Raw genomic sequence first — 17,119 nt, forward strand, 5'->3', positions numbered from 1 at the left:
GCTCCCTTCCCGCCTGACCGCCTTGACGGGACTCAGCGTACCGACCTAGCTTGAGCAGTGTTCAATTGAGCAGTGTTCAAGTCGGTTCCGCGCGGCAAGCCGGACCGGCCGGAAACGGGGAGACCACATGCGAGCGACAGCACCGACCCAGGAATCCGCAGGCCAAGAGGACAGCCGCAAGAGCGGATCCGCCTTCCCGCCGCTGCCCGACGCCGCCGCCTGGCAGCCCCCGCCGCCCGGCACCGCCCACCGGCTGCTCGCCGGCGCGCTCCCCACGTACTACGAACGCTGGGGCAGCGGCGGCGACGGCGAGCGGCCTCCCGTGCTGCTCCTGCACGGCGGCGGGACCGGCGCGTTCAGCTGGTGGGGCCAGGCGCCCGCGCTCGCCGAGCGGTACGACGTCCACGTGCCGGAGCGGCGGGGCCACGCCCGCACGCCGGACGTCGACGGGCCGATGTCGTACGAGGCGATGGCCGACGACACCGCCGCGTTCATGGCGGCCGCGGGCCTGCGGGCCGCCCGCGTCGTCGGCTGGAGCGACGGCGCGACCGTGGCGCTCCACCTCGCGCTGCGCCACCCGGAGCTGGTCGAACGCCTGGTGGTGATCGGCGGCGGAGTGACCCGGGAGGGCGCCACGCCCGCGGCTGACGCGCTGATCCACGACGACGCCTCGCGTGAGCTGCTGGCCGGGATGTTCGCCCCGCAGTACGAACCGCTGTCGCCGGACGGCCCCGGCCACTTCCCGGTGGTCTTCGCCAAGCTGCTGCGGATGTGGCGGGCGGGCACCGGCATCGAGCTCGCCGACCTCGCCCGGATCACCGTTCCGGTGCTGGTCATGCAGGGGGACGACGACGGGGTGCGGGTCGAGCACAGCGCCGAGATGGTGGCCGCGCTGCCGGACGCGCAGCTCGCGGTGGTCCCCGGCACGTCGCACGCGTTGCCGCTGGAGAAGCCCGCCCTGGTCACCCGGCTGCTGCTGGACTTCCTGGGCGAGGACCGCGAGGCGCGCCCGGTGAAGATGATGCCGCTCGGCGCGAAGGCGCCAGGACGCGGCTGAGGCCCGGAAACGGCTGGAGCCCGGAAATGACGGAGGCGCCTCACCCGAAAAGGTGAGACGCCCAGGTCAACGGACTTGCCGTGATGGTGCGCCGCCAGGGACTTGAACCCCGAACCCGCTGATTAAGAGTCAGCTGCTCTGCCAGTTGAGCTAGCGGCGCCCGGCCAACGTCGAAGACCTTAGCATCCCGTTCCGGCCCAGGAAAAATCGGTAAGTGCGCAGGCCCGGGCGGGCGTGGCTCAGGCCGGAGCGGTCCCTTCCGCTCTGGCGGCGCGCAGGCAGGCCCACAGCAGGACCGCGGCCCCCGGCAGCCACGGATCGCGTACGCCGGGCGCCACCAGCCAGCGCGACGTACATCGCGCCGCGCCGCCCTCACCGCCACCCTCGGCCGGGTCGAAAGTGTCGCCGGTGCCGGTGCCGGAGGCGTCGCCGGAGACCTGCGGCGGATCGGGCACCAGCGGCGGCACCGTCACCGCGTCGCCCGCGCCGTGGCACAGCGGCCGGGGCACCCGCTCGCCCCACTCCTCCCACGACAGCAGCGACGGCAGCCGGTCGGCGGTGCCGGGCTCGGCGAAGACCAGGACGCGGTTGTTCTGGAGGGCGACCGGACCGCACCCGGGCCCCGCCGTCCACAGTCGCTCCAGCATCCGGCGGCCGAACAGCGCGGGCAGGTTGACCACGTCGAACACCGTGCCGCACGGCAGCACGCTCGGCGCCGAGGGCCGGGCCGACCACAGCGCCTTGACGCTGCGCGGGAAGGCGCTGGCGGAGGCGAGCCACTCGGCGCCGTCGACCGTGACGTACTCGGAGTGCAGTGCTGTGTCGGCCTGCCACAGGTCGAGCCCCGGTACGCCGGTGCGGCGGGGGTCGGTGGGCCGTACGTCACCGTTCCGGATGTCCCAGGTCATGTCGGTCATGGCAGATACATCTACCGGCGGACGCGGTTCCGGTTGCCCGGATCGCCGGAATTCGGGACAGCCCGGGACCCTCGGCGGTACCCTGCCCGCATATGCCACCGGCCCATGATGCCCGTGCATTCACGCGTGCATCCGCCGGTGCGGCGGCTTGTGCCGCTGCACGTGCATCAGGCGTGAAACGGGCGGTGGACGGCGGATCCGCACGGCCGCCTCGGTGGTCAGTCGACCGTCGGCCGCTGCCGGAGGAGATCCGTGCCGAACTCGATCATCCGCTGGGCGTAGTCCTCCGACCAGTCGGCCCGCCGGGCGATCGACTCCACCGTCGCGCGGTCGAAGCGCTTGGGGTCGGCGAGCTGCGCGGCAGCCATCGCCTGGAACTCGGTGGCCCGGTCGGCCGCCGCCCGGAAGGCCAGCGCCAGTTCGGTGGAACGCTCCAGCAGCTCGCCCGGGTCGTCCATCGACTCCAGGTCGAAGAAGTGCTCCGGATCGTCCGCGGCGGCCTCGGGCTCGAAGAGCAGCGGCGCGGGCCGCATCCTGGGCCGGCCCGCGGCGGCGTCCGGCGTCTGCTGAGCCGAGTTCGGCTCGGACATCTCCCTACCTCCAGGTTGTGGACCGCCATCCATTCTCCCGCACCCGCGCAAGCCCCCGGAGGCTCGCGGCCCCGGGTCCCGACCTACGCCTCCCACCGCACCCGGTGCTCCGCCAGCCGGGCCAGTACCGCGTGGTTGGCCTCCCAGCCGTCCGGGAACTTCACCGTCACACCGAGCTGCACCGGCTCGGTGGAGGGGTGGTCGTCCAGCAGCCGTTCGACGCCCGCGCGGCAGACCACCACACAGGCGTGCCGGTGCCGGGAGGCCAGCACGCACAGGCGGCCGGTCTCCAGGTGGAACGCGGTCGCGTCCGGCCGCCCGGACAGCGGATGGAGCACGACCGTCACGTCGAACTCCCGCCCCTGCAACCGGTTCGCGGTGTCCACCGCGACGCCGGTCACGCCGAGCCCGGCCAGCGCCGAGCGGACCGCCGCCGCCTGGTCGCGGTGCGCGGTGCCGACCGCGATCCGGTCGGCGGTCAGCGGCGCGGGCTCGTCGGACCGCTCGCTGACCGTCACCCCGCCGCGTTCCAGCATCCGGCGCACCACGAGCGCCACCGCCGCGACCGCCTCCGGATCGGTGCGCGGGGTGTGCCGGGCGGGCAGCTCCAGCAGGCCCCAGCCGCTGACCGCCGCCTCGTCCAGCACCCGGTCGGCCGCCCCGCCGTCCGAGGCCACGCCGAACGCCATCCGCCGGTCCCCGTGGTCCGTCCCGCTGCGGAACGGCGTGTACGGGTAGAACGCGCCGGAGATCAGCGGCGCCGCCGACGCGGGCAGCCGCCAGGACACCGGCAGCCGGTGCTGCGGCAGATCGGGGTTGTGGGCGAGCAGCGTGACGACCGCGCTGGCCGACGGGTCGTAGGACAGTCCCGCCCACTGCTCGGCGCCCACCACGCTGAACGGGTCGAGCTGCCCGGGATCGCCCACGAACAGCGCCCGTTCGAAGAGCCCGGCCACCCGCAGCAACGCGTCGGAGCGCATCTGGTACGCCTCGTCCACGATCGCGTGCCGCCACGGCTCGACGTCCTTGACGTAGCCCCACTTGGCCGCGGTCGCGATCACCACCTGCCGCTCCAGCAGGTCCGCGACCTTCGCCGACTTCAGGATCGACGGGTGCCGGTCCAGCACGGGGTCGGGCGGCGAGTCGGAGCCGTGCAAGCGGCCCACCGCCAGCTCGGGGTCGGCCGTCGCGAGCCGGTCGGCGAGGTCGTCCACCTGGGCGTTGGTCTGCGCGACGATCATCAACCGCTCGCCGGACGCGGCCAGTTCGCGGGCCGCGCGCACCACGAGCGTCGACTTGCCCGCACCGGGCGGGGAGTCCACCACGACACCGCGCCGGGTGCCGTGCCGGGCGTCGCGCAGGATCGCCTCGGTGGCCCGGGCGGCGGCGGACGCCGGGTCGTCGCCCGGACGGTCGTCGCCGGACACGGGGGCGGTCACGGTCTCGCTCACAACAGGTCCTCCCCGGTCACCGGATCGGGCGGCCCGGCCACCGGCGCGGCGGACGGCGGGCCGCCATGCGTCCACGGGGTGGAGTCCGCGTCGGGCAGATCGGGGCCGCCGCGCGCGGTGTGCTCGAACAGCGTCCAGCACACCGCGTCGCCGACCGCGGGAACCGTGCCCGCGTCCGGCTCCTTGCCGCGCCCCATGCCGTTCAACAGCCTCACGGTGAGCGCCCGTTGGTCCACCCATCCGGTGAACTCCGCCTCCTGCACGCGTCCGTCCGGCAGCGCGCGGTACAGCCTGCCGCCCTCGTCCAGGTGCGGCAGGTCGTCGGTGGCGAGCGTCACCAGCGGGCGGGGCCTGGGCACCTTCGCCGCCGAGTAGGCCATCTCCACCGCGGTCACCTCGCCCGCCAGCGCCTCACCGGCCAGCCGCCGCCCCGCCATCACCAGCGGATCGTCCAGCGCCTCGCCCGCGTCCAGCCGCGCCTGCGCGGTCTCGCGTCCGGCGAGCTTCTGCGCCGCCGCGATCGCGTCGTCCCGCCGGGGCTGCGGCGGCTCCCCGGCGCGCACCCGGTCCCGGTGGCCGGTGAACGACCAGCGGTCCCGCTTCCAGCGTTCCTCCACGTGGCCGCCCGGCGGCAGTTCGCGCAGCAGGTCGACGCCGCGCCACACGTCGTCCCAAGCGGGCCGCGCCTGGCTCTCCAGCAGCGCCGCGATCTCCGCCACCGCGGCGGAGGGATCGGCGCCCCGGGTACGGGCCGCGTCGTAGCGCGCCATCGCGGGCGCCAGCGCCTTGTTGTCGAAGACCGGGTCGGTCGCGGGCCCGGCGGGCGGGCTGACCAGCAGGCCGCGCTCGTCCCGCGCCACCTGCGCGCGCGTAGCCGCCTCCAGTCCCGTCAGGCCGGGCGGCGGGTCGATCCAGCCCAGCAGCGCGCCCAGGTGCTGGTCCTCAAGACCGCTCTGGCCGGTCGCCCAGTGCCGGGTCAGCAGATCGGTCATCGCCACCAGCAGCGCGCTGCCCGGCACCCGGGCCCGCTCGCCGAAGTGCGTCAGCCAGCGGCCCAGCAGCGGGACGCGGGAGGGCGCCGGGTAGGGCTCGTCCGGGTTCTCCTCGGCGGTGCGGCGGAAGCGGGTGGCCCGGCCGAGCAGCCGCACGTAGTCGATCCCGGCGGCGTTCGGAACGATCAACTGCGGTGCCTCGGCGCACAGTTCGCGCTCGACGGCCACCTTCTTGCCGGTCTCGGGATCGGTCTCCTTGCCGGGCTCCAGCTCGACGGCGTCCTCGTACACGGTGACGTACGGCAGGACCGCGTCGGCCAGTTCGGCCAGGAACGCCGACCTCAGGTCGCGGTCGCGCGGCTGCGGTACGACCAGCAGTCCGGGCTGGTCGCGGTCGGTGCCGACCAGCGCGCCCAGCGGTGCCCCGACCTCGCCCGCGGTGGTCAACGGCACGATGACCAGCGGCCGTTCGGACAGCCACCGGTGTCGCACGGTCGCCAGCGGACGGGCCCGCCCGGCGGCCACCGCCTCGGCCCGCGCCAGCGTCGTCATCACCGACATGACGCCTCCCGCCCCAGCGCCTCGGCCCGCAGCGCCGCCGCCCGGCGCAGGGCCACCGCCGCCGGATCGACGTCGCGGCCGTCTCCATCCCGCTCGTCTTCGGCCCCGTCCCGGCTGTCCCGGCCGTCCCGGTCGCCGTACGCCGCCGCCAGCAGCCGTTCCACCGTGGTCAACGTGCCCAGCTCGCCCCGCACGGAGCGGCCCAGCGCCTCGACCGCGCCGCGTTCCCTCGCCCGGTCCCGGCAGTGGTAGGCGAGTTCGCAGCTGTCCAGGCACTCCGGCGCGTACGCGGCGGGCACCGCCTCGACCGCCTCGGCCAGTTCGCCCGGCGGACGCTCCCGCGTGACGTCGAACGTCGTGCCCTCCGGCAGGGTCGCCGCGATCCGCTCCACCTTCGTCATCCGCGCCAACTGCCGCCTGGTGACCGCCAGTTGCCTGCGGACGTCGACCAGCTCGGCAGTCGGCACGTTGGAGAAGTCCTTCGGGCACACCAGCAGCACGTCCGGCCGGGGCGCGCTCGCGTCGAGCCGCTCCAGGGCCAGCACGTACACCGCGGCCTGCCGCGCCGCCGCGCCGACCTTCACCGGGTCGGCGACGCCGTCCAGAACGGGGAAGGACTTGACCTCGACCACCGTCCAGCCGCCGTCCGGGCGCACCGCCACCGCGTCCGGCTCCAGGTGGACCGGGGCGCCCGCCACCTCCAGCACCAGCAGCGGATGGTCCAGCAGCGTCCAGCGCCTGGCCGCCGTCGCCTCCTGAAGCGCCAGCCGGGTGCGGGCCACGCGGCCCTCGGGGCCCGCCGCCGCCAGGTCCGGCAGGTCGGCGGTCTCGCCCTCCGCCGCGCCCAGCAGCCGCAGCAACTCGGCGCAGCCGTCCGCCTTGACGCGGGCCTCGAACGCGTTGCCCCGGGCGAACGCGAACTGCGACTGGCCGAACCGCTCCGGCGAGCCCAGCGCCCGCGCCACCGCGCCCTTGTCGACCCCGGCCGCGTCCAGCACGGCACGCCGCCCGCACCCCGGATTGGCCGCGAGCGCCGCCAGCGCCCGGGCGTCCAGCGGGCGCGGCGGCACCCCGGGCCCGCGCAGCCCGGCCCACCGGGCGCGCTGGTCCACGGCCGCGGACCGGCTGTCGCTGAAGTCGTTCACGCCCGGCAGTCTGGCATCCGCCACTGACAGCGCGCCTCCCGCGACCGGCAACGCGCCGTCCGCGGCGGGCGAACGGAGCCCGACACGGCGGACGGAGGGCCTAGCGGCGTACGGGACGAATCGTTTCGGTGGAGTGCCGTTGCGCGGGCAGCGGAAGCCCGGTCCGCGCGGCGGCCCCCGACCCGGCCACCTCGACCGCCCGGCGGCCGCCCGCGGTCTCCACCGCGCCGGCACCCGCGGTCTCCGACGCCCCGGCGGCGCCCGCGGTCTCCACCGCTCCGGCGCCCGTCGCGGCGCTTCCAGCGGCGGTGGCTCCCGTGGCGGCCCCCGCGAGGGCGGCCAGGACCCGGGCCACCAGCCACCGGACGGGCCGTGTCAGCAGCAGCCCGATCCCCATCACCAGCACCCCGGCGAGCGTGTCGAGCAGATAGTGGTTGGCGGTGCCGAGCACCACCAGCGTGATGACGACCGGATACGCCACGCCCAGCGCCCGGACCAGCGGGTTGCGCGCGTAGCGCCACAGCATGATCCCGCACCACAGTGCCCACCCGACGTGCAGACTCGGCATCGCCGCGTACTGGTTGGTCAGCCCGCCCATGCCCTGCGGCGCGCTGGCGTCGGCGCCCCACCAGCCGAACGACGCGTACTGCGCCAGCGTGTCGTGGAACCCGGACCCGGCGGGCAGCAGTCGCGGCGGCGCGGTGGGGAAGAGGGTGAAGCCGATCAGCCCGATCAGGGTGGAGATCATCAGCCAGGTGCGCATGAACAGGTAGTGGCCGCTGTGCCGACGCCACAGCCATATGAGCACACCGGGGGTGATGACGTAGTGCAGCGTCGCGTACGCGAAGCAGGCCGGGACGCCCAGCCACGCGGTGTGCGTGAAGACCGAGTTGAGCAGGTGCTCGGGGTCGATGTGCAGCAGGCGTTCGGCGTGCAGGATCGCGCGCGCGTGCCGGACGGCGGACGAGGTGTCACCGGCGACCAGCAGCCGGCCGGCCGAGTAGGCGGCGTAGACGACGGCGATCAGCGGCAGCTCCGCCCACCAGCGGGGCCTGCTCCTCGACGCGCCCCGGGCGCGGGCTGCGGTGCTGGACATCCGTCGGCGTCTCCCTCTTCCGTCGGCCCCGCGGGCCGAGCCCTCGCGCGCCGGTTTCGCGCGAGCGCTCTACCGTACGCCGTACGTTAGGGCGACGGGTGGCCGGGTACGCGGTAGGACGCCGGGCGGTGGGCGGTGGTTGCCTCATCAGTGGCATGCTTCACGGCGGCAACGGAAGTCCACCGCGGCCCCACCCGTCCCGTCCCCCCGGCCGACCCGACCGCGCTTCCGTACCTCCGTCCCACCGTCTCCCCACGTCCTCGTTCACCCGTCTCCCCGGACCGTGCCGCCCATGACCGACCGCTCGTCACGCCGTCCCCGTGCCCCGCGGGGCACCCTCAACCGCGACCGCGTCCTGGCCGCCGCCGTCGACCTGCTCGACCACGCCGGCCCGGACGCCTTCACCATGCGCGCGCTCGCCCAGCGGCTCGGGGTCGGCACGATGGCCGTCTACAGCCACTTCCAGGGCAAGGACGAGATCATCGACGCGGTGCGCGACCTGCTGTTCGCCGAGGTCGAACTGCCGCCCGCGGACGCCCGTCGCCCCCCGCACGCCGAACTGCGCGAACTGTGCCGGGCGGTCTACCGGTTGCTGTCCGAGCACCCTTCCGTGCTGCATCTGCTCGCCACTCGCCCCGTCCAGGGCGACGAAGGCACGCTGTTCGCCGAGCGCGCCCTCGGGCTGCTGCGGCGCGCCGGGCTCGACGGTCCGGCCGCGGCCCGCGCGTACACCGCGGTGATGCAGTACACGGTGGGCGCCGCGCTGTGGACCGCGCGGGGACGCAAGGTGCGCGCCGCGCAGGGCTGCGACGACCCGGCGGAACGACTGCGTTCGCGCTTCGCGGGCCTGCCGCCCGACCGCTACCCCTGCCTGACCGGCCTCGCCCCCCAGCTCGCGGCGGCGCAGGACGGCATGCCGCAGTACGAGCACGGACTGGACGCCCTGCTGACGGGGCTGCTCGGCGATCCGGACGGTAGGGGATGATGGAACGGAAGTCCCCGGTCCGGATCCGGTGAGGACCGTGTCCCGTCGGACTGTGACGGGACCGTGTCCCGTCAGACAGTGACGCCCGTCCGTCGAAAGGCCCCCGCGCATGTCCCCGGCCCCGCGCCTGTTCCTGGTCCGGCACGGCCAGACCGACTGGTCGCGCACCGGCCGGCACACCGGCCGCACCGACGTCCCGCTCACCGAGGAGGGCCGCCGCACCGCGCGGCTGCTGGGGGCCAGGCTGCACGGCACGCCGTGGAACGCGCTGCCCGACGCCGAGGTCCGTACCAGCCCGCTGGCCCGCGCCGCCGAGACCTGCGAGCTGACCGGCTTCGGCGACCGGGCCAAGGAGTGGGACACCCTGATGGAATGGGACTACGGCGCCCACGAGGGACTCACCCCTGAGCAGATACGCGCCGTCCGGCCCGGCTGGCTGGTGTGGCGGGACGGCGCCCCGCAGGGTGAGTCGGTGGCGCAGATGACCGCCCGCGCCGACGAGGTGGTCGAGTGGGTGCGCGGCGCCGACCGCGACGCGCTGGTCTTCGCGCACGGCCACTTCCTGCGCGCCCTCGGCGCCCGCTGGCTCGGCCACGACCTGTCCTTCGGCGCCGCGCTGCGCCTCGACCCGGTCTCGCTGTCCGTCCTCGGCTGGGCCTACGGCGCCCCGGCGATCGAGCGCTGGAACGACACCGGTCACCTCGACGGCAGCTGAACTCCCGGGTGCACGCGACGAGATGACGGCCCCGCGCCCGGGCCCGCCGCTACGCCGGTGACGCCTCCAGGCCGTCGTGCCGGGCCAGGAAGTCCGCGACCGCGGTGCGCCGCCGGTACGGCCGCAGGCTCGCGGCCGCGCCGTCCAGCATGCCCTGGATGCGCGAGGAGCGGACCCGCCCGCCCAGCAGGGTCAGCGCCCGGTGCCCGGCCTGCGCCGCTTCGTCCGGCTCGCCCAGCGCGGCCAGGTCGGACGCCAACTCGGCGCTGTACAGGGCGATGTTGCGGGTGAAGTGCGGATCCTGGAGCGCCACCCCGCGCCGCGCGTGGGCGGCGGCGCGGCGGTAGTCGCCCAGCCGGGACCAGCACTGCGCCTGAAGCCCCTCCAGTTCCGCCTCGCCGTAGAACGTCATCCACTCCGGGTCCGCGTCGCACGGCCCCTTGCCGTACAGCCGTTGGGCCCGCGACAGCGCGCGTTCGCAGGCCGGCCGGTCGCCGAGCCCGGCCCAGCCGCCCGCCTCGCGCAGCGCGAGCAGCGACAGCAGCCGGGCCGAGCCCAGGCGGCTCGCGGCCTGCTGGGCGGCCTGCGCGGCGCGCACGGCCTCGCGCGGCCGCTCGTCGTCGCGGGCCAGGAACGAGGTGTTGCAGAAGGCGTGCGCCTCCAGCGCCGGGTCCCCGGCCATCCGCGCGGTGGCCAGCGCCTCCGCGTAGTACGAGCGGGCGTCGGCGTGCCGTCCTGAGTCGTGCGCCAACCAGCCCACCGAGATGGCCAGTTCGCCGGAGCCCGCGTGCAGCCGGTCGGCCACCGCCTGGTGGTGGGCGCCCTGGTCGAGGAGGGCGTAGGCGTTGCGCAGCGACTGCCCGGCCCGCTGGTAGAGGGAGTCGGCGCCGTGCCGGTCGTCCAGCAGCCTGATCCGCCGCACCGCCTCCTCGACGGCCCGCACCTCGCCGTCGCCGACCCTGCGCGGCGTCGGGATGGCGCCCTGGCTCAGCGGCAGGGTCGCGCCGAGCGCGACGGCGGGGCCGCCGGTGATGAATGCGCGACGCAGCACGTCGCTCTCCTCGTCGTTCCTCGGTGGTTCCCGGTCGGCGCCGCGCTGCGGCCCGGCCCGGCGTCCGCGGACCGCCTCGCGCGGCGCGAACCCCAGTTCCTCCAGCGTGCGGCCGGGGAACATGTGCTTGAAGACCCGCTCGTACGCGTAGTTGGGACATCGGATCTCGCCGGACTCCACCCGCCCGACGTACCGCGCGTCGCAGCTGACGCGTTCGCCGATCTCGCGCGCGGCGCGGCGCACCGCGGCCGAGAACTCGCCCGGCGACAGGTCGCCGCGCAGGCTGCGGAAGGCCGCGTTGGGAACGGGTCCCGGCCTGGGGGATGACGGTGAGGGTGCCACGGGAGGCCTCCCCTTGGTCGTGCTGAGGGCTGGATCGGCGGGACGACGGTACCGGCTGTGACCACACCGGTACGGGCTGTTCAGCACAAGATTGGCTACAAACGGGATATCTCACCCCGGATTCGCCATGAACTGCCATCCTTTGCGGCGGTCCGCACACGTAGCGTTGACGCCACTCGCGCGTTGTGCACGGTGTGCGGGCAGTGTCGTGTGCGGCAGCCCCGACAGCGAGGCGAGGAGGGTTTCCCTTGTTGGACACCGGTGAGGCGCACGGGCCGGCCGCGACGGCCCGGCAGGAACCGCTCGCGCGTCCGATGCCCCCCGCGCCGGACTGGGACCTGGTGACGGTCCCGTCCCGGCAGGGCCTGGAGGCGGTCGACATCCTGCGGCTGCGCACCGGGGTGGGCCCGGTGCTGCACGACACCAGCGGCGACACCCTCGGGTTCCTGGTGCCGGCCGGCACCGCGGGCGGCTGGGACCTGCCCGGCAGCGCCTGTACCCGCACCGACGGCCGGGGCACGCGGTTCACCGACGAGCCGCCGGTCGCGGGCGCCGGATGGCTGGTCCCGCCGCGCGGCAGCCACCCGGTGACCGACCCCGTGCTGCTGCGCATGGCGCTCGGCGAGGCGGCCCGCACCCTCGAAGCGGCGGACGGCCTGTAGCCCGGCGTCCGGCCCGACCCGCCGCCTGACGCGCCGGGGGCCGATACTGGGGGAGTGGCAGGCACGAAGCGACGCGGCAGAGCACGGGACCCCGAGGTGCTGCGGGAGACGGTGGACGGCGGGACCGCCGAGCTGGTCCCGGACCGCGACCGGCCCCGCGCCTTCTCGCTGCTGATCGACGGCGCCCCGCAGTCGCACGTCGACCTCGACGACCCGGCCCGCCTCGACTTCGCCTACCAGCGCCGCATCGGTCACGTGGCCGACCTGGTCGCCCCGCCGGGCAGGCCGGTGCACGTCGTCCACCTCGGCGGCGGCGCGCTGACCCTGCCGCGCTACGTCGCCGCCACCCGGCCCCGCTCCACCCAGCAGGTGGTCGAGGTGGACGCCGCCCTGGTCGACCTGGTGCGCCGGGAACTGCCGCTGGACCGCTCCTGGCGGATCAGGGTGCGCGGCGGCGACGCCCGCGAGGGACTGGCGAAGCTGCCGGAGGGCTGGGCGGACCTGGTGATCGCCGACGTCTTCCACGGCGCCCGCACCCCGGCACACCTCACCACCGTCGAGTTCCTGGACGAGGTCACCCGGGTGCTGCGGCCCGGCGGCTGGTACGCGGCGAACCTCACCGACGGCGGTCCGCTCACCTTCCTGCGCGGCCAGGTCGCCACCGCGCACAGCCGCTTCGAGGAGATCGTGCTCGCCGCCGACCCCGCGGTGCTGCGCGGGCGCCGCTTCGGCAACGCGCTGCTGCTCGCCGCCAACCGGGAACTGCCGGTCGCCGACCTCACCCGCCGCACCGCCACCGACCCGCACCCCGGCCGGGTCGAACACGGCCGCCCCCTGCGGGACTTCACCGGCGGCGCGGTCCCGGTCACCGACGCGACCGCGCAGGCGTCACCCGCCCCTCCGGAGTCCGTCTTCCGGTAAACGTGGACGCACGTCACGCCTTCGGGTGATTTCCCGGCGCTTGGGCGGTCGGACGGGTGGTCGGCGGACGCGGTCAGCTCGCGTAGGTCTGGACCGTGGGCGGATGGCCGTTCCACGTGCAGAAGATCGACGAGGTGTGCACCCCCGAGGTGAAGTCCACCCGGATCCAGCCCGGTTCCTTCCACACCTTCGTCGACCAGCCGCTGTCCGGCGTCGCCGACACCAGCGTCGCCGAGGACGACCCCAGGACCAGCGCGACCCGGCCGCCGGTCACCTCGTAGCTGTGCACGTCGCCCGTGGTCGCGCCGCCGGACGCGGTGGAACCGGCCCGGCCGGGCGGGCGCTCGGGCGTGATGGACGCCGAAGGCGAAGGGGGTGCGGAAGACGACGGGCCGGCCGACGCCGACCCCCGCGGCCCGGTCGTGGGCGGCGCCGGCGCGAGAGACCCGTACACACCGACCGAGGGCAGGCCGCCGGAGATCGGCAGCGCGCGCGGCGGATCGTAGACGGTGCCGGCCAGCACCGTGTGGACGCCGAACCACGACAGCGCGATCGCCGCCCCGGTCGCCAGCGTCCACGCCCCGGCGTGCACCAATCCTCGTCGCATGGCGGCCCATCCTGCCGCACCGCGCCCGTCCGTCAAGCGCCGCCCGCCCCACCCGGCGTACGCCGGTCCGATTCCGCCCGCGACATGCGCGTTCGCGGTACAGTGCGCCGCCCGCACGGGCGCTCACCGCCGGTTCGGCGCCGGGGACCGAGGGCCACCGCATGGCGTACGGTGCCGGGCATGGCAAGTGTGCTCGTCGTCGAGGACGACCAGTTCGTGCGCTCCGCGCTGATCCGGCATCTCACCGAGGCGGGCCACACGGTGCGCAGCGTCGGCACCGCGCTGGAGGCCCTGCGCGAGGTCGCCCAGGTCGGGTTCGACGTCGTCGTGCTCGACCTCGGTCTGCCCGACCTCGACGGCGCCGAGGCGCTGAAGATGCTGCGCGGCATCACCGACGTGCCCGTGATCATCGCCACCGCGCGCGACGACGAGACCGAGATCGTCAGGCTGCTGAACGACGGCGCCGACGACTACCTGGTCAAGCCGTTCTCCGTGGAGCACCTGTCGGCGCGGATGGCCGCCGTGCTGCGCCGCACCCGCGGCACGCAGGCGTCGCAGGTGCTGCGGGTCGGGCAGTTGAGCATCGACACCCAGCGCCGTGAGGCCGAGCTGGACGGCGTACGGCTCGACCTGACCCGGCGGGAGTTCGACCTGCTGGCGTTCCTCGCCGCCCGCCCCGGCGTCGTCGTGCCGCGCCGCGAACTGCTGACCGAGGTGTGGCGGCAGTCCTACGGCGACGACCAGACCATCGACGTCCACCTGTCCTGGCTGCGCCGCAAGCTCGGCGAGACCGCGGCCAGCCCGCGCTACCTGCACACGCTGCGCGGCGTCGGCGTCAAGATCGAGGCGCCGTCGCCGCGTGCCCCGGAGCCGTCGCGATGAGATGGGCGCTGGTCAAGGTGGTGGTCGCGGTCACCGTCATGGTCGTGCTGGCCTTCGCGGTGCCGCTGGGCCTGGTGGTCCGGGAGATGGCCCGCGACCGCGCCCTGACCAACGCCGAACGCCAAGCCGCCGCCATCGACCCGGCGCTCGCCATCACCACCGACCGTACCCAGCTGGAACGCGCGGTCGCCTCCACCCAGGCGGGCGCGGACGGCCGCATCGCGGTGCACGTGCCCGGCGACGGCGGCACCGCGGCCGGTGCGGGAACGGGCGCGAGCGCGGGCGTCGAGATCGGCCGCGGCCACGCCACCGGCGCCGACGTGGCCGCCGCCGCCCGCCTCGGCAAGGCCTTCACCCTCACCGTCCCCGGCGGCTACGCGCTGCTGCAACCGACCGCCGTGGACTCGGGGTTCGCCGTCGTCGAGGTCTACGTGCCGGAGACGGACGTCACCCGGGGCGTGACCACCGCATGGCTGGTGCTCGCGCTGGTCGGCGCCGGGCTGGTGGTCGGCTCGGTGGCGGTCGCCGACCGGCTCGGCACCCGGCTGGTGCGCCCGGCCCGCAGGCTCGCCACCGCCGCCCGCGACCTGGGCCGCGGCGACCTGGGCGTACGGGTCCAGGAGGGCGGGCCCAGCGAACTGCGCTCGGCCGCCGCCGCGTTCAACTCGATGGCCGACCAGGTCAGCCAACTACTGGCCAACGAACGCGAGTTGGCGGCCGACCTCTCGCACCGGCTGCGCACCCCGCTCACCGTGCTGCGCCTGAACGCCGCCTCCCTCGGCCAGGGCCCCGCCGCCGAGCAGACCCGGGAGGCGGTCGCCCAACTGGAGCGCGAGGTCGACCAGATCATCCGCACCGCCCGCGCCCAGCGCACCGCCGCGCCCACCGCCGCCGGGTGCGACGCGGCCGAGGTGATACGCGAGCGGATGGCGTTCTGGTCGGCGCTCGCCGAGGACCAGGGGCGCACGTCCCGCACCGCGGGCGTCGACCGCCCGGTGCGGGTGCCGGTACCGCGTGCCGAACTGGCCGCCGCCCTCGACGCCTTGCTCGGCAACGTCTTCCGCCACACCGCCGAGGGCACCGCCTTCGCGGTGGACGTGCACACCGGCGACGACACGGTCATCGTGCTGGTCTCCGACGCGGGCGGTGGCATCGGCGACCCGGCGACCGCGCTGCGCCGGGGCCAGGGCGACGGCGGTCCCGGCTCCACGGGGCTCGGCCTGGACATCGTGCGCCGGGTCGCCGAATCCACCGGGGGCGACGTCGCGTTGGGCCGCTCGGTGCTGGGCGGCACCGAGGTGCGGCTGCGGCTCGGACTGCGTCCGCGCGACGGCCGCGGCGGACGCGGTCACCGGGTGAGCCGACGCGGCGCGGGATGGACGACGAGGTGGCGCGGCGCCGCACGCACGGCGTCCCCGGGAAGGCGTTCCGCACGGGCGAACGGCCGTCGAAGGTCTGAACCATAATCGTCGCCGATCACTGCCTTAAGCCCGCCATAAGAACCCCAACCCCCGCCCTGAACTGGGCTTTTGTCCGATTCCCTGCCGCTAGCGTGCTGCCGCCCCCACATCGACGCACCCCCGTGAGGCAGGTCAACCCCCTATGAGTTCTTCGCACCGCCGCCGTCCCAGCCGCAAGGTCAAGGCCATCGGCGCCGTCGTCGTGGCAGCGGCGATGGCCGGCACCGCCTTCGCCCTGGCCGGTTCGGCGCAGGCCGCGACGCTGGGCGCCGCGTACACCGCGACCAGCACCTGGGACGGCGGCTACACCGGCCAGTACGTCGTCACCAACCCCTCGGACCAGGCGCTCGACCACTGGACGCTCACCTTCGACCTGCCCTCCGGCACGTCGATCAGCTCGCTGTGGAACGGCAAGTACACCGCGAGCGGCGGCAAGGTCACCGTCACCGGTGAGGACTGGGACAGCTCCATCCCGGCGGGCAAGTCGGTCACCGTGGGCTTCGTCGCCACCTCCTCCGGCGGCAGCGCGGCGGCCCCCACCGGCTGCCTGATCGACGGCGCCAAGTGCTCGGTGGACGACGGCCCGACGCCCACCCCGACCGGGCGGCCGACCTCCACCCCGACGCCGACGCCCACCGCGACGCCGACGCCCACCTCCACTCCCACCACGACGCCCACCGGGACGCCCACCGCCACCCCCACCAGCGGCGGCAGCTCCTCCGACGCGGGCTTCGCACCGTACGTCGACACCTCGCTCTACCCGCCGTTCGACCTGACGGCGGCCGAGAAGGCCACCGGCGTCAAGCAGTACAACCTCGCCTTCATCACCGACGGCGGCTCCTGCACCCCGAAGTGGGGCGGCGTGACCGCGGTCGGCGACGACAGCACGGCCGGCCAGATCGACGCGCTGCGCGCGGACGGCGGCGACGTGCGGGTCTCCTTCGGCGGCGCCAACGGCAACGAGCTGGCCACCACCTGCTCCTCCGCCTCCGCCCTGGCGACCGCGTACGGGCAGGTCGTCGACGCGTACAAGCTCACCAAGGTGGACTTCGACGTCGAGGGCGCCGCGCTCGGCAACACCGCCGCCAACACCCGCCGCGACCAGGCGATCGCCCAGCTCCAGAAGAGCCACCCGGGCCTGAAGGTCTCCTTCACCCTCCCGGTGCTGCCCTCCGGCCTCACCCAGGACGGCGTCAACCTGCTGACCGACGCCAAGACCAACGGCGTGGACATCGACGCGGTCAACGTCATGGCGATGGACTACGGCGCCAGCTTCCCCAGCGACATGGGCCAGAACGCCATCGACGCGGCGACCGCCACCGAGGCGCAGGTCAAGAGCGTGCTGGGGATCTCCGACAGCGCGGCCTGGAACAAGATCGCGGTCACCCCGATGATCGGCGTCAACGACACCAGCTCCGAGATCTTCACCCTCGACGACGCGAGCAAGCTGGTGGCGTTCGCCAAGTCCAAGGGCCTGGCCTGGCTGTCGATGTGGTCCGCCACCCGCGACAAGCAGTGCGACGGCGGCGCCCAGTCCTACGCGTCCCCGACCTGCTCGTCGATCACCCAGGCGCCGAACGCGTTCGCCAAGGCGTTCTCCACGTACACGAAGTGACGGGGCGTCAGCTCCCGGTTCTTCCCTGAGCCCGTACCGCCCCGGCCGGCACCCCACCGACGGCCGGGGC

The 17,119-nt window shown here is 74.9% G+C and carries 16 protein-coding genes and 1 tRNA gene; 8 read left to right on the forward strand and 9 right to left on the reverse strand.

The window, feature by feature from the left end:
* Positions 1-127: 127 nt before the first annotated feature.
* Positions 128-1,057: an alpha/beta fold hydrolase gene (locus K7472_RS16495; protein ID WP_222978664.1), complete on the forward strand. Its 930-nt coding sequence runs from the start codon at positions 128-130 to the stop codon at positions 1,055-1,057.
* Positions 1,058-1,141: 84 nt separating this feature from the next.
* Here K7472_RS16495 and K7472_RS16500 read toward each other — a convergent pair.
* The 7 genes from K7472_RS16500 to K7472_RS16530 all read right to left on the reverse strand — a co-directional run bounded on the left by K7472_RS16500 (position 1,142) and on the right by K7472_RS16530 (position 7,809).
* Positions 1,142-1,217, reverse strand: a tRNA-Lys gene (locus K7472_RS16500).
* 79 nt (positions 1,218-1,296) lie between these two features.
* Positions 1,297-1,974: a bifunctional DNA primase/polymerase gene (locus K7472_RS16505; RefSeq protein WP_252395717.1), complete on the reverse strand. Its 678-nt coding sequence runs from the start codon at positions 1,972-1,974 to the stop codon at positions 1,297-1,299.
* Positions 1,975-2,192: 218 nt separating this feature from the next.
* Positions 2,193-2,564, reverse strand: a complete 372-nt coding sequence (locus K7472_RS16510) for a DUF8844 domain-containing protein (protein ID WP_222978665.1) — start codon at positions 2,562-2,564, stop codon at positions 2,193-2,195.
* An 83-nt stretch (positions 2,565-2,647) separates the two neighbouring features.
* Entirely contained in the window at positions 2,648-4,015 is a 1,368-nt protein-coding gene (locus tag K7472_RS16515) for an AAA family ATPase (RefSeq protein ID WP_308013944.1), read from the reverse strand.
* Entirely contained in the window at positions 4,012-5,568 is a 1,557-nt protein-coding gene (locus tag K7472_RS16520) for a hypothetical protein (RefSeq protein ID WP_222978666.1), read from the reverse strand. Before K7472_RS16520 ends, K7472_RS16515 begins: the two co-directional genes overlap by 4 nt.
* Positions 5,559-6,713: a hypothetical protein gene (locus tag K7472_RS16525; RefSeq protein WP_308013945.1), complete on the reverse strand. Its 1,155-nt coding sequence runs from the start codon at positions 6,711-6,713 to the stop codon at positions 5,559-5,561. The genes K7472_RS16520 and K7472_RS16525 overlap by 10 nt, the downstream gene beginning before the upstream one ends.
* A gap of 100 nt (positions 6,714-6,813) precedes the next feature.
* Complete coding sequence (locus K7472_RS16530) at positions 6,814-7,809, reverse strand: phosphatase PAP2 family protein (RefSeq protein WP_222978667.1); 996 nt, start codon at positions 7,807-7,809, stop codon at positions 6,814-6,816.
* 292 nt (positions 7,810-8,101) lie between these two features.
* On the opposite strand from K7472_RS16530, the gene K7472_RS16535 reads away from it, so the two are divergent.
* Both K7472_RS16535 and K7472_RS16540 read left to right on the forward strand, forming a co-directional pair.
* A complete protein-coding gene (locus tag K7472_RS16535) occupies positions 8,102-8,794 on the forward strand; it encodes a TetR/AcrR family transcriptional regulator (protein ID WP_222978674.1) in 693 nt (230 codons plus the stop codon).
* A gap of 109 nt (positions 8,795-8,903) precedes the next feature.
* Positions 8,904-9,509: a histidine phosphatase family protein gene (locus K7472_RS16540; RefSeq protein WP_222978675.1), complete on the forward strand. Its 606-nt coding sequence runs from the start codon at positions 8,904-8,906 to the stop codon at positions 9,507-9,509.
* A 49-nt stretch (positions 9,510-9,558) separates the two neighbouring features.
* Here K7472_RS16540 and K7472_RS16545 read toward each other — a convergent pair whose 3' ends face one another.
* Positions 9,559-10,902: an NsdA family TPR-like regulatory protein gene (locus K7472_RS16545; protein WP_222978676.1), complete on the reverse strand. Its 1,344-nt coding sequence runs from the start codon at positions 10,900-10,902 to the stop codon at positions 9,559-9,561.
* A gap of 248 nt (positions 10,903-11,150) precedes the next feature.
* On the opposite strand from K7472_RS16545, the gene K7472_RS16550 reads away from it, so the two are divergent.
* Positions 11,151-11,564: a hypothetical protein gene (locus K7472_RS16550; RefSeq protein WP_372457978.1), complete on the forward strand. Its 414-nt coding sequence runs from the start codon at positions 11,151-11,153 to the stop codon at positions 11,562-11,564.
* Positions 11,565-11,618: 54 nt separating this feature from the next.
* A complete protein-coding gene (locus K7472_RS16555) occupies positions 11,619-12,485 on the forward strand; it encodes a spermidine synthase (protein WP_222978682.1) in 867 nt (288 codons plus the stop codon).
* A gap of 73 nt (positions 12,486-12,558) precedes the next feature.
* Here the strand turns inward: K7472_RS16555 and K7472_RS16560 are convergent, their stop codons facing one another.
* Positions 12,559-13,092 (reverse strand): hypothetical protein, encoded by a 534-nt coding sequence (locus K7472_RS16560; RefSeq protein ID WP_222978684.1) that lies wholly within the window; start codon positions 13,090-13,092, stop codon positions 12,559-12,561.
* Between the two features lie 180 nt (positions 13,093-13,272).
* Between K7472_RS16560 and K7472_RS16565 the strand changes: the two genes are divergently transcribed.
* The 3 genes from K7472_RS16565 (at position 13,273) to K7472_RS16575 (ending at position 17,049) form a co-directional block, all read left to right on the forward strand.
* Positions 13,273-13,974, forward strand: a complete 702-nt coding sequence (locus K7472_RS16565; protein WP_222978687.1) for a response regulator transcription factor — start codon at positions 13,273-13,275, stop codon at positions 13,972-13,974.
* On the forward strand, positions 13,971-15,440 hold the full coding sequence (locus tag K7472_RS16570; RefSeq protein WP_222978689.1) for a sensor histidine kinase: 1,470 nt from the start codon (positions 13,971-13,973) through the stop codon (positions 15,438-15,440). Before K7472_RS16565 ends, K7472_RS16570 begins: the two co-directional genes overlap by 4 nt.
* A gap of 136 nt (positions 15,441-15,576) precedes the next feature.
* Entirely contained in the window at positions 15,577-17,049 is a 1,473-nt protein-coding gene (locus K7472_RS16575) for a glycoside hydrolase family 18 protein (protein WP_222978691.1), read from the forward strand.
* The last annotated feature ends 70 nt before the right edge of the window (positions 17,050-17,119 follow it).

It is taken from the genome of Streptantibioticus parmotrematis, from assembly GCF_019890615.1.
GTDB classification, from domain to species: Bacteria; Actinomycetota; Actinomycetes; order Streptomycetales; family Streptomycetaceae; genus Streptantibioticus_D; species Streptantibioticus_D parmotrematis.

What these genes read in the sequence shown, in the direction of transcription:
- K7472_RS16495 (WP_222978664.1), top strand. Translation starts at nt 128, where the DNA reads ATGCGAGCGACAGCACCGACCCAGGAATCCGCAGGCCAAGAGGACAGC.
- K7472_RS16505 (WP_252395717.1), bottom strand. Translation starts at nt 1,974, where the DNA reads ATGACCGACATGACCTGGGACATCCGGAACGGTGACGTACGGCCCACC.
- K7472_RS16510 (WP_222978665.1), bottom strand. Translation starts at nt 2,564, where the DNA reads ATGTCCGAGCCGAACTCGGCTCAGCAGACGCCGGACGCCGCCGCGGGC.
- K7472_RS16520 (WP_222978666.1), bottom strand. Translation starts at nt 5,568, where the DNA reads ATGTCGGTGATGACGACGCTGGCGCGGGCCGAGGCGGTGGCCGCCGGG.
- K7472_RS16530 (WP_222978667.1), bottom strand. Translation starts at nt 7,809, where the DNA reads ATGTCCAGCACCGCAGCCCGCGCCCGGGGCGCGTCGAGGAGCAGGCCC.
- K7472_RS16535 (WP_222978674.1), top strand. Translation starts at nt 8,102, where the DNA reads ATGACCGACCGCTCGTCACGCCGTCCCCGTGCCCCGCGGGGCACCCTC.
- K7472_RS16540 (WP_222978675.1), top strand. Translation starts at nt 8,904, where the DNA reads ATGTCCCCGGCCCCGCGCCTGTTCCTGGTCCGGCACGGCCAGACCGAC.
- K7472_RS16560 (WP_222978684.1), bottom strand. Translation starts at nt 13,092, where the DNA reads ATGCGACGAGGATTGGTGCACGCCGGGGCGTGGACGCTGGCGACCGGG.
- K7472_RS16565 (WP_222978687.1), top strand. Translation starts at nt 13,273, where the DNA reads ATGGCAAGTGTGCTCGTCGTCGAGGACGACCAGTTCGTGCGCTCCGCG.
- K7472_RS16570 (WP_222978689.1), top strand. Translation starts at nt 13,971, where the DNA reads ATGAGATGGGCGCTGGTCAAGGTGGTGGTCGCGGTCACCGTCATGGTC.
- K7472_RS16575 (WP_222978691.1), top strand. Translation starts at nt 15,577, where the DNA reads ATGAGTTCTTCGCACCGCCGCCGTCCCAGCCGCAAGGTCAAGGCCATC.